A 15,611-nucleotide genomic window follows, 5' to 3' on the forward strand; every position below is an offset into this window, starting at 1 on the left:
TGAATCATGAAAAAGAAAACAATATTTATTATCATCGGTATCGCAGTTGCATTATTCGCGGTTTGGTACTTCGCTTTGCGCAAAAAAGAACAGGTGGTTGTTCTCGAAACCGAAAAACCTAAAATGGGTTATATCTCCGAAAATGTTACGGCCACGGGAAAGGTGCAACCAGTTGATACAGTAGCTGTAGGCACCCAGGTATCAGGAACCATCAAAACGCTGTATGCAGATTTTAACTCGAAGGTTAAAAAAGGACAGTTATTGGCCGAACTTGATAAAACTTTATTTGAGGCTACTGTAAATCAATATCAGGCCAACTTAGTCAGTGCTCAGAGTGCATTGGTTTACCAACAGGGCAATTTCAGCCGTCAAAGTAATTTGTATAAAGTTGGCGCAGTAAGTAAAGCAGATTACGACAACGCGTTGTATACTTACAATGCTTCAAAAGCATCGGTTAACAGTATTAAGGCTCAACTTGCTTCTGCTCAAAAGAACCTATCACTGGCCAGTATTTATTCTCCAATTGACGGAACGGTACTCTCCAGAAGTGTAAGTGAAGGAACGACTGTGGCGGCGAGTTTTAGTACACCAACCATCTTCAGTATTGCAAAAGACCTTACGAAAATGCAGGTAGAAGCCTCTGTAGATGAGGCAGATGTAGGCGACATCTCAAAAGGTGAAAGGGCGACATTTACCGTTGACGCCTTTTTAAACGATACTTTTAAAGGTACCATACAAGAAATCAGGTTAAGTCCATCCATTTCTTCAAATGTGGTTACCTATAAAACCATCATTAATACTTCAAATGATGCAAATAAGTTAAAACCCGGTATGACAGCAAATATCACCATCTTCACCAAAGAAGTTAACAATGCTATGCTTATCCCTACAAAAGCTATAAAATTTGCTCCAGATTCAACTTTAGCGGGTAAATATCAAATGACCTGGGTTAATCCCAACAGAAAACCGGCCGGGGCAGACGAGGCGTATGTTTGGGTACAAAAAAATTCAAAAGAACTGGTACAAAAAAAGATTAAAACCGGTATAAACGACAATACTCATGTTGAAGTTTTATCCGGGTTAGCGGCAGCAGACGTTGTCATTACAGGTTCACAGCGCATGGGTAAAAGTCAGGCGGTAGCACAAGGCCAATCTAGTCCTTTTATGCCAAAACGCCCAAGCGGTAACAGAAGAAGATAATGGAACAGAAGATATTAGATATACACGATTTAAAACGTGAGTTTGTAATGGGCGATCAAACCGTTAGGGCTTTGAAAGGTATCACTTTTGATATCAAAGCTGGTGAGTTTGTAACTATTATGGGCAGCAGTGGCTCGGGTAAAACTACGCTTTTAAATATATTGGGCTGTTTAGATAAACCCACAGAAGGCACTTATCTGCTTGATGGTGTAGATGTTAAAGGTTTAAATCGCGATGAACTGGCGGGTTTGCGGAATACCAAGATCGGCTTTGTTTTCCAGGCTTATAACCTGTTGCCCAGAACATCGGCGCTGGAAAATGTAGAGCTGCCCTTATTCTACAATAAAACCATCACGGCTGAAGAACGCAAAGAAAGGGCCATAAAATCGCTCGAATCGGTAAAACTTGCCGAACGTTTTGATCATACCCCTAGTCAGCTTTCTGGTGGCCAGCAGCAGCGTGTAGCCATTGCCAGGGCACTGGTTAATCACCCTGTGATGATTTTGGCCGATGAGGCTACAGGAAACCTTGATACCCGCACTTCTTATGAGATTATGGCTTTGATGCAGGAACTGAATGCAGAAGGAAAAACCATCGTTTTTGTAACACATGAACCTGATATTGCTGCTTTTAGTACCAGAACCATTATGCTTAGGGATGGAAAAATCCAAAAGGACAGCATTAACCAAAATCAACGTTCGGCCAAAGAGGCACTTGCCAATTTACCAGAATCTGATGATTATTAATTTGAGAAGATCATGAGCATAATAAATTTATTAAAAATTGCCTTTAGGGCATTAAAAAGAAATAAGCTGCGTGCTTTTTTAACCATGCTCGGCATCATTATCGGGGTGGCAGCGGTAATTGCCATGATGGCCATTGGTGAAGGCTCGAAACAAAGTATCAGGTCTTCATTATCAGGAATGGGCTCGAACATGATTACCATTATGCCCCAAAGCAATGAACCTGGTGGCGTGCGTTTGCAGGGAAGCAGCATTCAGACCTTAAAACTAGAAGATATTACCGCCATTAAAAAGCTGCAGTCTAAAAATATAAATGGTTTATCGCCTGTGGTTTCCACTAACGGACAGGCCATTAAAGGTGGTTATAACTGGCCGACTACCATTACTGGGGTGAGTCCAGATTATTTGAACATCCGCCAATTAAAACTTCAGGATGGTATTCTTTTCTCCGAAAATGATGTAAAAAGCTTTGCTAAAGTTTGTCTTTTAGGTAAAACAGTTATCGATAATCTATTTCCTGATGGCAGTAATCCAATTGGCCAGATTATACGTTTTAAAAATATTCCTTTCCAGGTAATCGGTGTTTTGGTGCCTAAAGGACAAAGTAATTTCGGACAGGATCAGGACGACATTATCCTCGCTCCTTATACTACTGTACAAAAAAGAATTACCGCAACCAATTATCTACAGAGTATTTATGCTTCTGCAACAACTGAGGCTTCGAGCGCCGCTGCCACAGCCGAAATATCAGAAGCTATAAGAGAAAGCCACAGGTTAACTGCAGCAGAAACAGACGATTTCCAGGTACGTACACAGGCCGAATTAATCAGCACCATCAGTTCTACCAGTAGCATGTTAACAGTTCTTTTAACCGCTATTGCAGGTATTTCACTGTTTATCGGTGGAATTGGGATTATGAATATTATGTATGTTTCGGTTACCGAGCGTACCCGCGAAATCGGTCTGCGTATGTCAATAGGTGCCCGCGGACAAGATGTTTTGATGCAATTTTTAATAGAGGCCATTTTAATCAGCATTACCGGCGGAATTATCGGAGTAGTTTTGGGTGTAAGTTCAACGTACCTCATCTCCTATTTCTTAAACTGGCCAATTTTAATTGCTGAATCTTCAATTATTATTTCCTTTGTTGTATGTGCCATTACAGGTGTTTTCTTCGGCTATTATCCAGCCAAAAAAGCATCTAATTTAGATCCTATCGATGCATTAAGATACGAGTAGTATTAAGTATCCAAACAAAAGTATAGTTATTCCCGCGCAGGCGGGGATCTTAAAACATTTCGCATTTACCTTGAAATAAATCAGATAGCTATCGGATCGGCATGAAGAAACACATTAAAAAAAACATAATAAATAATAACTTAGCGATGCAAAGCGCCAAAGAAAAAATAATGACGATTAATTTCTCCAAAAAGTGGATAAAAATTACCCTGCACATTCTGGTATGGGTGGTTTTGATCACTTTGCCCTATATTATTAATGTTAACCGAAGCCGTCCTCCTCACCCAATAAGCAGTTACGATGAAAATCAGTTCCTGCGCTTAAATTTTATCAGTTACTTTTATTGGATTGCTATATTTTATTTAAACAATAAAGTTTTAATTCCATCATTTTTCTATAAAAAGAGATATTTGTGGTACGGCTTATCATTTATCGGGTGTTTACTTTTAGCGATTACCATTCACTCCATATTGTTCAGAATTTTACTACCCAATTTTGATTTCAACCTCGGCAGAACCCTTTGGTTTAACACACCAACTTTTTTATTAACCATTGCCGCCAGTACCGCCTTTACCATGATCTCAGACCGGATCAGTGAAGAAAAAAGAGCTTTGCAGCGCGAACAGGAGAACATGAAAACCGAACTTTCGTTTTTACGGTCGCAGATCAGTCCGCACTTCATTTTTAATGTTTTAAACAACATTGTGGCACTGGTAAGACTAAAAAGCAATGAATTGGAGCCAACAGTAATGAAATTATCCGGTTTGATGCAATATATGTTATATGAAACCGACGAAGAAAAGGTCTCCATTAAAACTGAAACCGAATACCTGCAGGCTTATATCGATCTGCAAAAACAGCGTTTCGGCAAAAAAGTAGTTATAGAAACAAACATTAACATTGAAAGTGAGTTTGATGAAATAGAACCCATGTTACTGATCCCATTTATCGAAAATGCCTTTAAACATGGGGTTGGAATGATTGAAAAACCACAGATTTTTGTTGATTTAAAAACAGAAGACGAACTTTTGACGTTTACTGTTCGAAATAAATTTAACGAAGATGAGAATGAAGTAAAAGATGCCGCCTCTGGCATTGGTCTTTCGAACGTAAGCAGACGCTTAAACCTACTATACGGTAAAAATCATCAACTGGAAATTGAGAAAAAAGATGGCTGGTTTAATGTTTACCTGACTTTAAAATTAACAGCATGATAAAATGTTTAGCCATTGATGATGAGCCCTTAGCCCTGCAATTACTGGCTGATAACATCAGCCGTATCCCATTTTTGGAACTGGTGGCCAGTTGCGATGATGCTTTTGCTGCCAATAAAATTATGCAGGAACAATCGATAGACCTCATTTTTATCGATATCCAGATGCCTGGTATTACAGGTTTACAATTTATCCAGAGTTTGGTTAAAAAGCCAATGGTAATTATTGTAACTGCCTATAAACAATATGCTTTGGATGGTTTTGCACTCGATGTGGTAGATTATTTAATGAAACCGGTATCGCTCGACCGTTTTATGAAAGCATGTAATAAAGCAAAAGATCTTTACGAACTCAAACAGTCAGCAGAACATAACAACCTACCCAAACAGGGCTATATGTTTGTAAATGTGGGCTACAGCTTGATGAAGATCAATTACAATGAGATTACTTATATAGAAGGACTCAAAGATTATATCCAAATCCATACTTCAACAATTCCAAAAGCCGCAGTGGTGCGCATGAGTATGAAAAGTGTAGAAGAACAACTGCCCGCTTATTTCGAGAGGATTCACAAATCATTTATCGTAAATGTCAACAAAATAACATCCATTAAAAAAAACGCTTTATTTATAGCGGATAAGGAGTTACCTGTAAGCGATAGCTATAAACAGGTAATTGAAAAGTTGATAAAATAATTCGTAATTTTGATTATACAATAATTGTTATGACTATAATCGCACATCCTAAAAATAAAAAACAAGAGGCTGCAATTGAAGCTGTTTTAAAAGCTTTAGATGTTTCTTTTCAAAAAGAAGAGGAAAGTCCTTACAATCCCGAATTCGTTTCTAAGATAAAGGAAAGAATGGCCAATGCCAAAAAGGGCAATGTAACCAGAATTAAAGACCCTAAAAATATATGGGAAAGTATTTTATAGAAGTTGAAAAATTAGCAAAAAAAGATCTAGAAACGCATTATAAATCTGGAGATAAAGCCTCAATTAAAAGAATAAATCAAATTTTCATCGAACTGTCAGAACATCCAGAAGTAGGGATTGGAAAACCTGAAAGATTAAAATTCGATTTATCTGGTTTCTGGTCAAGGCAGATAAATCGAAAAGATAGGTTAATTTATAAAATAGAAGAAAATATAGTAACCGTTACTATAATTTCAGCACTCGGCCATTACGGCGATAAATAAATTATACCGTCTTCACCTCATCCTCACTATAATCCTTGATATCAGTAATATACCCATTTATTAAAAGGAAATCGAATAAAGGTTTTGCCTCTGGCGTAACCGGCATATTTTCCGTGGTAATTACTTGATTGGTCTTTTTGTCTAGGAAAGGATAAGCAAATAACCGCACATTGGTGTTAAACATATCGTTCACATAGCTTAATAACTGACCTGAATAATTTTCTCCGGTAAAATTTTTAGAATTGAATACAAATTTTAAGTTGTTGATGTTTGTTGCCAAGCCAACACTTTTAGGTTTGCACCTTGCCAAATATTTCGCCAGACGGTTGTGGCGGGTAAAGTTAGATACAATCACGATGTTACCCGTATCGCACATTTCCTGTGCTCTTTTAGCCACTGTTTCCAGGTCGATATCATCAGGAGTTTCTTGTCCATCCGTTAAAACGTTGGTTAACAAAACCTCTATCATTACCGCTAGGTTCCCCTCTTCTACCTTATTTGTACGTTTAAACTGATCGGTAGCTTTATTAAACAGGTTAAAGTTAGGTAATGATTTCTGGCCATATTTGGTCCTTAAAATCATAATATCCTTTTTGTATAAAAGATCTTTGGCCTGACGGGGATGTGCATCTGCATCGAAAATTGCTGCTGCAGAGAAATCCTTCATAATCATATACAGATTAAGCAGGATATTATCTACACCTGGAAAAGCCGGCCCTTTTACCGAAATCAAGTCGATTTCTACAGACCCGATAGTTAAGTTATCAGCTAAAGATTCTACCATCAATTTTGGATCCTGATAATGGTAAAATGCTGCATAAAGTAGGTTAACACCAATTATCCCTAAAACACGCTGTTGCATGTTTACATCTGTATCCAGCAAACGTACGTGGAAAAATATTTCGTTTGGTAAACCACCTGGCTCGCTCTGGAAACGAATACCAACCCAGCCATGAGGCTCATTGGTACGTTTGTAATTCAGGGTAGTAACGGTATCAGCGAAGGCGAAAAACGTGCGGCTTTCGTATTTTTCGCCAGATAAACGCTCATTAAGTAAACCGAATTCGTGATCGAGCATCTGCAAGAGGCGATTCTGACTTACATAACGGCCATTGGTTTCTGCTCCATAAATAGCGTCGCTAAAAGTCATGTCGTAAGCCGACATCGTTTTGGCAACTGTTCCAGATGCTGCGCCAGCATTAAAAAAGTTTCTCGAAACTTCCTGTCCCGCTCCTATCTCGGCAAAGGTGCCGTAAATTCTCGGGTCAAGGTTTATTTTAAGTGCTTTACGCTTTGTATCCAGAATTTCTCTCTCCATGCCGCAAAAGTACGAAAAATGAGATTAAGGTGATTTTAAGAATGTAACTTAAAATCAATCTAAATACTTATGTGGCGGCAAGGCCTTAAGGCAGCGTCATTTCGACTGAAGCATAGTGGAATTGAGAAATCTAATATCTTTATTCAACCAGACAGATTTCTCCTCCGAAGGAGTTCCTTTGGAACACCGGTCGAAATGACGACCACACTTAAAAAAAATAAGGTTAATGCCATCCAGCATTAACCTTATAAAACCTAAACTTAAACTATTATGAAACCTGAATCAGTATCAATCACACTTACCTTAAACTCAGCTGATGCAAGATTCATAACCTTTGAAAAAAAACTAAACTATTATGAAAAATCCTCTCTCGAGAATATCTTTATTACGATACTACAATTTCTTTATGTTGTAATTTAGCATCGTCTTTTTTATTAATATTGATCGATAAAATACCGTCTTTGTATTCAGCAGTAATATTATCACCATCGGCACTATCAGGTAAATTAAATGATCTAGCAAATGAGCTATAATCAAATTCTTTACGTGTAAAATCTTTAGCTACCTGAGTTTCGTCTTTTTTAACTTCTGCCCAAACAGAAAGGGTATCTTTTTTTAAATTGATCTGAAAATCTTCTTTCTTTAAACCTGGAGCAGCCAACTCAATTACATACGCAGTTTCATTTTCGTAAATATTCACATTTGGCGATTTATCAACCATTTTGTTTTTAGTTACTGCATCACTAAACAATGAATCAAAAACATTGTTAAAGTAAGGAGCTGTGTTACGGGTTCTGTTGTTAAAATTTACTAGTGTCATATCGCTTATTCTTTATTTTTTTTAATTTTTAAATTGATAATACACCATATTCAACTTACATACCAAAGCAAAAATTTATGATATTCAAGACATTTTGGCAAAATAAATTCAAATCAAAAGACAAATTGGCAGAAATAAAGGGTTTTTCAGACAAATTCAACTACAAAACCAATATCCATTTGCGCTTTATTGATTTCGATATGATGGGGCATGTAAACAATTCCATTTACTTTACCTATTTAGAAATTGCCAGAACAAAGTATTGGGAAGAAATTATAAAATGGGACTGGAAGAAAACCGGAATCGTAATTGCCCATGCTGAACTAGATTACATTTTACCAATTGTAATGAACGATAAAATTGCTATTCATGTAAAAACATCGAGGATTGGCACTACAAGTTTCGATCTGGAATACCAGATCGTTAAGATAAAAGGAACAGAAGAGATCATCTGCAGTAAAGGAAAAACGGTTTGCATTGCGGTTGATTATGCCACGAGTAAACCAACTGCTATCCCAGAAGAGGAAAAGCAAAAAATGCTGGGTTTTGAACAGTTAGAACAATAAAATACTCGTCATGCTGAACTTGTTTCAGCATCTATATACTTGTTACCATTAAGACCCTGAAACAAGTTCAGGGTGACGAGTAAAATTAATCAGGCATAATTTTGCCAGGGTTTAATATTCCCTTCGGATCGAAAACTTTTTTAATACCCCGCATTAAATTAAGATTAATTTCAGAATACTTGATCGGCATAAACTCTTTTTGCACCAAACCAATTCCATGTTCACCAGATAATGTGCCACCTAAAGCAGCTGTTAATTCGAATATTTCGGCAATACCAAATTTGAGTTTGTTTTTCCAGTCTTCATCGCTCATTCCAGCTTTAATGATGTTTACGTGCAGATTTCCATCACCGGCATGACCATAACAAACACTTTCGAAACCGTATTTAGCACCAATTTCTTTGATACCATTGATTAATTTAGGTAAAGCCGCACGCGGAACAACGGTATCTTCTTCTTTGTATACGGAATTGGATTTTACTGATTCGGCCATCGTTCTTCTCATCCGCCACAGTTCTTCTTTTTGAGAAGCAGTATCTGCGAACAAAACTTCTGTACAGTGATGCGCTTCTAAAACAACATTGGTTTTCTCGCAGTTTTTAAAAATATCATCCAAATCATCTCCATCAAACTCAATCATCAATAACGCAGCAACATCATCTTTTAAATCGAACTTAATATCATCAAATTTAATTACCCATTCCACACCTTTTCGCTCCATAAACTCTAAAGCCGATGGTGTTACCCCTGCCCTAAAAATTGCAGAAACCGCTGCGCAGGCATCTTCATTCGTGCTAAAAGAGCCCATCATTAAAACCGATTGACTAGGTTTAGGCAATAATTTGGTAACGATTTTGGTTACCACGGCCAAGGTACCTTCCGAACCGATCATTAGCTGGGTTAAATTATAACCTGATGCATATTTCAAAGTATTTGCACCTGTCCAAATGATATCGCCGTTTGGCAAAACCACTTCGAGATTGAGAATGTATTCACGTATCGTTCCATACTTCACTACTCTTGGTCCACCAGAACCATGGGCTACATTGCCACCAATAAAGCAAGATCCTTTGCTACTTGGATCAACTGGGTAAAGAAGTCCTTTTTCGGCCACAGCATTGATGAATTCTTCGGTAATTACACCCGGTTCAACAGTTGCCTGTAAGTTTTCGGTATCAATATCTAAGATAGCTTTAAACTTTTCCATTGATAAAGAAACACCACCATAAATCGGCAGGGCGGCACCGCTTAAACCCGTACCACCACCACGCGGTGTTACCGGAACATGATGAGCGTTACAGATCTTAAGTAAAGCGGAGACTTCTTCTGGAGAAGTTGGTTTCACCACAATTTCGGGCTGATAACGCAAGTCTTCCGTTTCATCGTGACTGTAATTATCTAAACTTTCTACATCAGTAAAAACTTTATCTGCTCCTATTGCAGCCTTAATTTCTGCTAAAATTTCGGGATTGATCTTCGTAAAATTCATTTTATTTTGCTGATGTATAAGATAATTTAACAAAAGAATGCCCAATTTGACCGGGCATAGGTGGATTTAGTTTTTTCATACTCACATTAACCATTTCAACAAAAGGATACAATTCGATAACTTTCGAAATGATATTCTTTAATACCGTTTCTAAAAGCTTTTGAGTGTGTTTCATTTCTTCCATGATGATGTGATTCAGATCCTCATAATTAACCGTCTGTGCCAGTTCATCATCAAAACCCTGCGGGGTAAATTCTGTTACTAAATCTACAACAAAATGATTTCCAATAAGTTGCTCTTCCGGGTAATAACCATGTAGGGCAAAGCATTTAACATCTTTTAAGGCTACGGTTTGTTTAAAATGGCTCATGTATGTTCTGTAAGCTGCAAAATTAAATTTTTATTCATGAATATAATGCCCATTGCCGTAAATTGTTACCTTTGAAATGAACGCGATTTCTTAACCAGATAACACGAAATTACATGAGCAAATCARCAAAAAAGGACCTTTATGAGGCACCAGACTATTATTTATTGGACGAATTGTTAACCGATGAGCATAAATTAATTCGTGCAACGGCCAGAGATTGGGTAAAAAAAGAAGTAAGTCCGATTATTGAAGATTATGCGCAAAAAGCAGAATTTCCAAAACACCTAATTAAAGGTTTGGCTGATATTGGTGCTTTCGGACCAACTATCCCGGTTGAATATGGTGGTGCTGGTTTAGATTATACCGCTTATGGGATTTTGATGCAGGAAATTGAACGCGGTGATTCTGGTATCCGTTCTACAGCCTCTGTGCAAGGTTCGTTGGTGATGTATCCTATTTATGCTTATGGTACTGAAGAACAACGTAAAAAATACCTACCAAAACTGGCGAGTGGCGAAATGATGGGCTGTTTTGGATTAACAGAACCTGATCACGGCTCTAACCCTGGCGGAATGGTAACCAATATCAAAGACGCAGGAAGCCACTACATTTTAAACGGTGCCAAAATGTGGATCAGCAATGCACCATTTGCCGATATTGCAGTAGTTTGGGCAAAAGACGAATCTGGAAAAATAAGAGGATTAGTTGTGGAACGCGGAATGGAAGGTTTTTCTACCCCTGAAACACACAACAAATGGAGTTTACGTGCTTCAGCTACAGGCGAACTTGTTTTCGATAACGTTAAAGTGCCAAAAGAGAATATTTTTCCCGAAATCAGCGGATTAAAAGGTCCATTGGGTTGTTTAAATCAAGCACGTTATGGCATTGCCTGGGGAGCTTTGGGTGCAGCTATGGACTGTTATGATACCGCTTTGCGTTACTCAAAAGAGCGTGTACAGTTTGGAAAACCCATTGGTGGTTTCCAGTTACAGCAAAAGAAACTGGCCGAAATGGTGACCGAAATTACCAAAGGGCAGCTGTTGGTTTGGCGTTTGGGCGTATTAAAAAGTGAAAACAGGGCTTCTGCAGAACAAATATCGATGGCTAAAAGAAACAGTGTAGAAATTGCATTGGACATCGCCCGTAATGCCCGCCAAATGCTTGGCGGAATGGGAATTACCGGAGAATATTCGATTATGCGCCACATGATGAACTTAGAATCGGTAGTAACTTACGAGGGTACACATGATATACATTTACTGATCACCGGAATGGATGTAACCGGATTAAACGCATTTAAATAAACTATTAATTAATAATATGCTAAATAAAAACGCTCTCAAAAAACTTATTCTACTTGTTTTAGCTTTTTGGATCAATATATCTTTTGCTCAAAAAAATAATTTTTTCATTTCCAAAACTGAGCCACAGTGGCTACAAAAAGTAAAAACTGTTGATAAACGGCCGGCAGCAAGGGATGTTCAGGATGGCTGGTATTTATTTCTTTATGAGCAACAAACCAATATAGAAACATCCGAAGAATACGAGCATGATATCCGTGAGATTATTTCAGATACAGGTGTACAAAATGGCTCTGAAATATCGGTTACATTTGATCCATCTTACCAGAAACTTGTTTTTCATAAGATAATTATCTGGAGAGATAACAAACCTATTGATAAACTTAACGCCAGTAATTTCAAAATTATCCAGAATGAGAAAGAGCTCAATAAATTTATTTATAGCGGAACATTTAATGCTTATTTGATTTTAGATGATGTTCGGAAAGGAGATAGAATTGACTTTTCGTACACCATTACAGGAAAAAATCCGGTTTTCGATTCGCGCTACAGTAACATCATTTATTTTGAAGGTGGAAGTCAAATTTCAAATGTTTATGCTAGCCTGCTTTTTAATAAGAAACGCGATATAAAACTCAAAAACTTTAACTTTGTTCCTCCTATAAAAACTACGGAGACGGGTGATTTAAAAATATACCAATGGCAAAGCCAGGTATCTAAAACTTTCACCAGTTACGACTATGAACCCGATTGGTACAACCCTTACGGCCGGGTTCAAATCAGTGAATACCACAGCTGGAAAGACATAGTAGATTGGTCTGTCCGTTTAAACACTTACGACTTAAAAAGTTCAGCCATCCTCAATGCTAAGGTTAAGGAGCTAAAAGCTAAATCAAACAACAATCCAGAACAATATTTACAACTTGCTACCCGGTTTGTACAAGACGAGATCAGGTATATGGGGGTAGAGATGGGACAGTATTCCCATCGCCCAAATTCTCCCGAAAAAGTTTTAAGACAACGCTACGGCGACTGTAAAGACAAGTCGCTTTTACTCGTTTACCTGTTAAAAAATATAGGTATACAAGCCTATCCCGTGTATATAAACACCTATCTAAAGAATAAAACAAAAGAAAGGTTACCCTCAACAGGTGCATTTGACCATGTTGTGGTATTAGTTGAATTCAAGAATAAAAAAATCTGGATTGATGCAACCATGTCTGATCAGCGTGGACCTATAACAGAAAATTATTTCCCTTATTCTGCAAGTGTTCTGGTAATAAAATCTGGCAACGACAAACTTGAAGAGGTTAAAAGTAATCCTAAGGGAAAAATTGATGCCACTTCAATTTTTAATGTACCGGATACAATCCAGGGTAAAAAAGCGACCCTCCAAATTAAAACGGTCTACACACACAATTGTGCCGATCAAATCAGGGCAGATTTAAATAGTGATGGGACAGATAAACTAGAAAAGGATTATTTAAGTTATTATGCAAAATTATACCCTGGTATACAAACCGTAAAAAACATAACTGTTAAAGATGATGAGACTAACAACATTGTTTATTTAACTGAAAATTATGAGATTGACAACATTTGGGTAAGAGACGACTCGCTTTCTAATAGATTTGACATCTATTTTTATGGCGATCTGATTAGCAATGATTTAAGAAAACTCAAAAAATCGCGTGACGTACCGATGGATCTTGTTTATCCATGCAATATCAATCAAAAACTAAAAATCATTTTCCCAGATAATTGGGATCTAAAAGATAATAAATTTAGTATTGATCGATCTAGCTATAAATTTAATTACACACAGAAAAGCGAATCAGATACTTTAACAATAAATTATAGCTATCAAAACTTAACCGATGAAATTTCGGGTGCCGATACCAAGCAATACATTAAAGATAGAAGCAATATAATGGACAAACTGAGCTACAGTTTATATTGGGGTAATGACTATGAGACAGAAAATGAATCGGATTTAAATTACTGGATGGTAACTTTAAGCGTATTTGTTTTCATCATAATGATGGGTGTGTGCGTATTTATCTATACCCGAAAAAGACCGTTTGACCTTGATGAAATAAAAGATGCTCCAAAAATCGGTGGCTGGCTCATTGTTGCAGGCATTGGAATTGTAGTTTTACCCTTTACCTCGCTATTTACCATAATTAAGGCAGAAACATTTAGTCAAAGTGTTTGGGATAACCTTGAACGTTATGATCGATTTACAACGTTCGTTTACCAACTCTGTTTGCTTATCGAAACGGCATTGAACATCTGTATGATTGCATTTAGCATACTGGTGATATTTTTATTTTTTAATCGCCAAAAAATATTTACAAAATATTATATAGGATTGAAAATAGCCGCTATTATTGTTGCCATTCTAGATTTCGCATTTCTGTTTACAATGGGTAATCATATAGGCAATCAACTCTTTACCGCCTCAGATGCTACGACATTAATTAGAAAAATAATCATTTATTCGCTTTGGATAGCTTATTTTATTAAATCTACCCGCGTAAAAAGTACCTTTGTATTTGCGTATCCGGCTTCAGCATGGAGAACGGCTGTTATTCAGGATTTAAATGAAAAATTTAGATCGGAGAAACTTAAAGAGCAAGAAATAATTGAAAAGCAAGAAATATTAGCAGAAAATGAAAGACTTTAAAAAATACACCTATATCCCTGCCCCACCTGAAGAAGTTTATTTAGCCCTTACCAAAGAAACCAGCATAAAATTATGGACTGGTGCTGAAGTAGAGTTTGAAGAATTCCCAGAAACAGAATTTTCTTTCTGGGATGGAGATATTACGGGCAAAAACATTGAGTTTGTTTACGGCAAACAAATTGTTCAACAATGGTATTTTGGAGAAGAAAACGAACCTTCTATCGTAACCATAAAACTTCACGAAGATAAAAAAGGAACTTCACTGGAATTTAAACAAACCAATATCCCTGATGAAGATTATAAAGATTTTACGGAAGGTATTCAAGAATATTTCCTGGGAGGTTTGGTAGATTTCTTTGACGAATAAATCAACTTAACTTAAAAAAATGAAAACTAAAATTAATACTCTCTTTCCTTTTTTGCTTGTGGTTATTTTAGCCAGCTCCTGCAGAACGTATCTTACACCTGCCTTGCCGGGAAATAACATGGGCTATCTGCCTCGTCCGATGGAAGCCGACAGTGTTAAATCTTTAACACATGCATCAGCAAGTTTTGCCGGGGCGTCTTCTCCAGGAAATGGTAGCGTTTCATTTGAATTGGGTATGTTGAATATCAACCGTGCCCATACGTTTAAAGGATTTAACGTTGCATACGGTGTTTTTGGTTATTTAGGGAGCGCAGAAAATACCTACCAAGATAATGCTAACAATGCCAAAGCAGATTACCCACCTTCTTTTAACAAAAATATGTATGGCTTTGGCTTGAGAACTTCTATAGGCTTCCATAGCACGTCTGCTAATGGAAATACAGATTTTAGATTTATAAATTGGGAAAACGCTTTAAGTACCGAAAGTGGAGCGTACGCTGATTTTAGAGAAGAAGTTTATAATGGTAAAGTTTACAATTATGCAGGTGTTTCAAATAGGAAAAGATTTTGGACCACAGGTTTATCGACAGAAGTGATCTTTAGAGGAATGCGTAATCATGATATTAAACATGCTTTTAGGCTTTTCATCGGTGGAACACCAGGACTAGCTAACAGTTTTAAATACGGGGATTTCGCAGATATTGATAAAATAATTAAAAGTTCTGGAGCATGGAATCTTAGCTACTTTTTAAACGTAAAAAAAATCACACTTTCATTTGAAATAGCCGAAAATATAAATTTAGCAAGTAAGATTTCTTTGGGTTATAAATTCTAATAAAACTTATCGACATTATTACTGTTCTGATATAAATATAATATTATGAACAGAACATTAGGAATTATATTAATCGTTGTGGGCATTGCTATGCTCATCTGGACTGGCTTCTCTTACACTAAAAAAGAAAAAATTGTTGATGCAGGTCCCATTCAAATATCTGCCGATAAAGAAAAATCTATCAATTGGCCTCCTTATGCAGGTGGTATTATTCTGGTAGCTGGTGTAATTGTATTTGTAGCGTCGAAGAAGAAATAATTGATCTG

The 15,611-nt window shown here is 37.0% G+C and carries 17 protein-coding genes; 13 read left to right on the forward strand and 4 right to left on the reverse strand.

All coding sequences use genetic code 11. The annotated features are described in order from the left end of the window. The first annotated feature begins 6 nt into the window (after positions 1-6). From AC1DNH_RS04165 to AC1DNH_RS04195, 7 genes are all read left to right on the forward strand, one after another. The gene (locus tag AC1DNH_RS04165; RefSeq protein ID WP_477625198.1) at positions 7-1,200 is read left to right on the forward strand and encodes an efflux RND transporter periplasmic adaptor subunit; all 1,194 of its coding nucleotides are present in this window, start codon (positions 7-9) and stop codon (positions 1,198-1,200) included. After that, on the forward strand, positions 1,200-1,946 hold the full coding sequence (locus AC1DNH_RS04170; RefSeq protein WP_477625199.1) for an ABC transporter ATP-binding protein: 747 nt from the start codon (positions 1,200-1,202) through the stop codon (positions 1,944-1,946). The genes AC1DNH_RS04165 and AC1DNH_RS04170 overlap by 1 nt, the downstream gene beginning before the upstream one ends. A 12-nt stretch (positions 1,947-1,958) precedes the next feature. Further along, positions 1,959-3,182: an ABC transporter permease gene (locus tag AC1DNH_RS04175; RefSeq protein WP_477625200.1), complete on the forward strand. Its 1,224-nt coding sequence runs from the start codon at positions 1,959-1,961 to the stop codon at positions 3,180-3,182. Positions 3,183-3,328: 146 nt separating this feature from the next. Then, positions 3,329-4,396: a sensor histidine kinase gene (locus AC1DNH_RS04180; protein ID WP_477625201.1), complete on the forward strand. Its 1,068-nt coding sequence runs from the start codon at positions 3,329-3,331 to the stop codon at positions 4,394-4,396. Next, positions 4,393-5,091 (forward strand): LytR/AlgR family response regulator transcription factor, encoded by a 699-nt coding sequence (locus AC1DNH_RS04185; protein ID WP_477584876.1) that lies wholly within the window; start codon positions 4,393-4,395, stop codon positions 5,089-5,091. The genes AC1DNH_RS04180 and AC1DNH_RS04185 overlap by 4 nt, the downstream gene beginning before the upstream one ends. 29 nt (positions 5,092-5,120) lie before the next feature. Further along, positions 5,121-5,330 (forward strand): DUF2683 family protein, encoded by a 210-nt coding sequence (locus AC1DNH_RS04190; RefSeq protein ID WP_477584877.1) that lies wholly within the window; start codon positions 5,121-5,123, stop codon positions 5,328-5,330. Then, positions 5,312-5,593, forward strand: coding sequence for a Txe/YoeB family addiction module toxin (locus AC1DNH_RS04195; RefSeq protein ID WP_477625202.1), 282 nt, complete (start codon positions 5,312-5,314; stop codon positions 5,591-5,593). Before AC1DNH_RS04190 ends, AC1DNH_RS04195 begins: the two co-directional genes overlap by 19 nt. Position 5,594: 1 nt before the next feature. On the opposite strand, the gene AC1DNH_RS04200 is transcribed toward AC1DNH_RS04195, so the two are convergent. Together AC1DNH_RS04200 and AC1DNH_RS04205 are read right to left on the reverse strand one after the other, a co-directional pair. Next, entirely contained in the window at positions 5,595-6,911 is a 1,317-nt protein-coding gene (locus AC1DNH_RS04200; protein ID WP_215128917.1) for a nicotinamide mononucleotide adenylyltransferase, read from the reverse strand. Positions 6,912-7,296: 385 nt separating this feature from the next. Then, positions 7,297-7,731 (reverse strand): Hsp20/alpha crystallin family protein, encoded by a 435-nt coding sequence (locus AC1DNH_RS04205; RefSeq protein ID WP_477611529.1) that lies wholly within the window; start codon positions 7,729-7,731, stop codon positions 7,297-7,299. A 77-nt stretch (positions 7,732-7,808) separates the two neighbouring features. Here AC1DNH_RS04205 and AC1DNH_RS04210 point away from each other — a divergent pair, with 77 nt between their 5' ends. Beyond that, positions 7,809-8,297 carry an acyl-CoA thioesterase gene (locus AC1DNH_RS04210; protein WP_477611528.1) on the forward strand — a complete coding sequence of 163 codons (489 nt, stop codon included), beginning with the start codon at positions 7,809-7,811 and terminating at the stop codon, positions 8,295-8,297. An 85-nt stretch (positions 8,298-8,382) separates the two neighbouring features. Here AC1DNH_RS04210 and AC1DNH_RS04215 read toward each other — a convergent pair whose 3' ends face one another. Continuing rightward, the gene (locus AC1DNH_RS04215; protein WP_477625203.1) at positions 8,383-9,786 is read right to left on the reverse strand and encodes an FAD-binding oxidoreductase; all 1,404 of its coding nucleotides are present in this window, start codon (positions 9,784-9,786) and stop codon (positions 8,383-8,385) included. Position 9,787: 1 nt separating this feature from the next. Then, positions 9,788-10,156 carry a dihydroneopterin aldolase gene (folB, locus tag AC1DNH_RS04220; RefSeq protein WP_477583375.1) on the reverse strand — a complete coding sequence of 123 codons (369 nt, stop codon included), beginning with the start codon at positions 10,154-10,156 and terminating at the stop codon, positions 9,788-9,790. Positions 10,157-10,269: 113 nt separating this feature from the next. Here folB and AC1DNH_RS04225 point away from each other — a divergent pair, with 113 nt between their 5' ends. The 5 genes from AC1DNH_RS04225 to AC1DNH_RS04245 are packed head-to-tail and all read left to right on the forward strand — an operon-like array spanning position 10,270 to position 15,603. Further along, positions 10,270-11,460 carry an acyl-CoA dehydrogenase family protein gene (locus AC1DNH_RS04225; protein WP_477625204.1) on the forward strand — a complete coding sequence of 397 codons (1,191 nt, stop codon included), beginning with the start codon at positions 10,270-10,272 and terminating at the stop codon, positions 11,458-11,460. A gap of 16 nt (positions 11,461-11,476) precedes the next feature. After that, positions 11,477-14,143 (forward strand): DUF3857 domain-containing protein, encoded by a 2,667-nt coding sequence (locus tag AC1DNH_RS04230; protein WP_477609829.1) that lies wholly within the window; start codon positions 11,477-11,479, stop codon positions 14,141-14,143. Further along, complete coding sequence (locus tag AC1DNH_RS04235; protein WP_477625205.1) at positions 14,130-14,510, forward strand: SRPBCC domain-containing protein; 381 nt, start codon at positions 14,130-14,132, stop codon at positions 14,508-14,510. Before AC1DNH_RS04230 ends, AC1DNH_RS04235 begins: the two co-directional genes overlap by 14 nt. A gap of 19 nt (positions 14,511-14,529) precedes the next feature. Further along, entirely contained in the window at positions 14,530-15,345 is an 816-nt protein-coding gene (locus AC1DNH_RS04240) for a hypothetical protein (protein WP_477581748.1), read from the forward strand. Between the two features lie 45 nt (positions 15,346-15,390). Next, positions 15,391-15,603, forward strand: a complete 213-nt coding sequence (locus AC1DNH_RS04245; protein ID WP_029275212.1) for a hypothetical protein — start codon at positions 15,391-15,393, stop codon at positions 15,601-15,603. Positions 15,604-15,611: the final 8 nt, after the last annotated feature.

This window comes from Pedobacter sp. 01N310, from assembly GCF_056399805.1.

Excerpts from the sequence above, each read along its gene's own strand:
- AC1DNH_RS04165 (WP_477625198.1), top strand. The coding sequence starts at position 7 with ATGAAAAAGAAAACAATATTTATTATCATCGGTATCGCAGTTGCATTA.
- AC1DNH_RS04170 (WP_477625199.1), top strand. The coding sequence starts at position 1,200 with ATGGAACAGAAGATATTAGATATACACGATTTAAAACGTGAGTTTGTA.
- AC1DNH_RS04175 (WP_477625200.1), top strand. The coding sequence starts at position 1,959 with ATGAGCATAATAAATTTATTAAAAATTGCCTTTAGGGCATTAAAAAGA.
- AC1DNH_RS04180 (WP_477625201.1), top strand. The coding sequence starts at position 3,329 with ATGCAAAGCGCCAAAGAAAAAATAATGACGATTAATTTCTCCAAAAAG.
- AC1DNH_RS04185 (WP_477584876.1), top strand. The coding sequence starts at position 4,393 with ATGATAAAATGTTTAGCCATTGATGATGAGCCCTTAGCCCTGCAATTA.
- AC1DNH_RS04190 (WP_477584877.1), top strand. The coding sequence starts at position 5,121 with ATGACTATAATCGCACATCCTAAAAATAAAAAACAAGAGGCTGCAATT.
- AC1DNH_RS04195 (WP_477625202.1), top strand. The coding sequence starts at position 5,312 with ATGGGAAAGTATTTTATAGAAGTTGAAAAATTAGCAAAAAAAGATCTA.
- AC1DNH_RS04200 (WP_215128917.1), bottom strand. The coding sequence starts at position 6,911 with ATGGAGAGAGAAATTCTGGATACAAAGCGTAAAGCACTTAAAATAAAC.
- AC1DNH_RS04205 (WP_477611529.1), bottom strand. The coding sequence starts at position 7,731 with ATGACACTAGTAAATTTTAACAACAGAACCCGTAACACAGCTCCTTAC.
- AC1DNH_RS04210 (WP_477611528.1), top strand. The coding sequence starts at position 7,809 with ATGATATTCAAGACATTTTGGCAAAATAAATTCAAATCAAAAGACAAA.
- AC1DNH_RS04215 (WP_477625203.1), bottom strand. The coding sequence starts at position 9,786 with ATGAATTTTACGAAGATCAATCCCGAAATTTTAGCAGAAATTAAGGCT.
- folB (WP_477583375.1), bottom strand. The coding sequence starts at position 10,156 with ATGAGCCATTTTAAACAAACCGTAGCCTTAAAAGATGTTAAATGCTTT.
- AC1DNH_RS04230 (WP_477609829.1), top strand. The coding sequence starts at position 11,477 with ATGCTAAATAAAAACGCTCTCAAAAAACTTATTCTACTTGTTTTAGCT.
- AC1DNH_RS04235 (WP_477625205.1), top strand. The coding sequence starts at position 14,130 with ATGAAAGACTTTAAAAAATACACCTATATCCCTGCCCCACCTGAAGAA.
- AC1DNH_RS04240 (WP_477581748.1), top strand. The coding sequence starts at position 14,530 with ATGAAAACTAAAATTAATACTCTCTTTCCTTTTTTGCTTGTGGTTATT.
- AC1DNH_RS04245 (WP_029275212.1), top strand. The coding sequence starts at position 15,391 with ATGAACAGAACATTAGGAATTATATTAATCGTTGTGGGCATTGCTATG.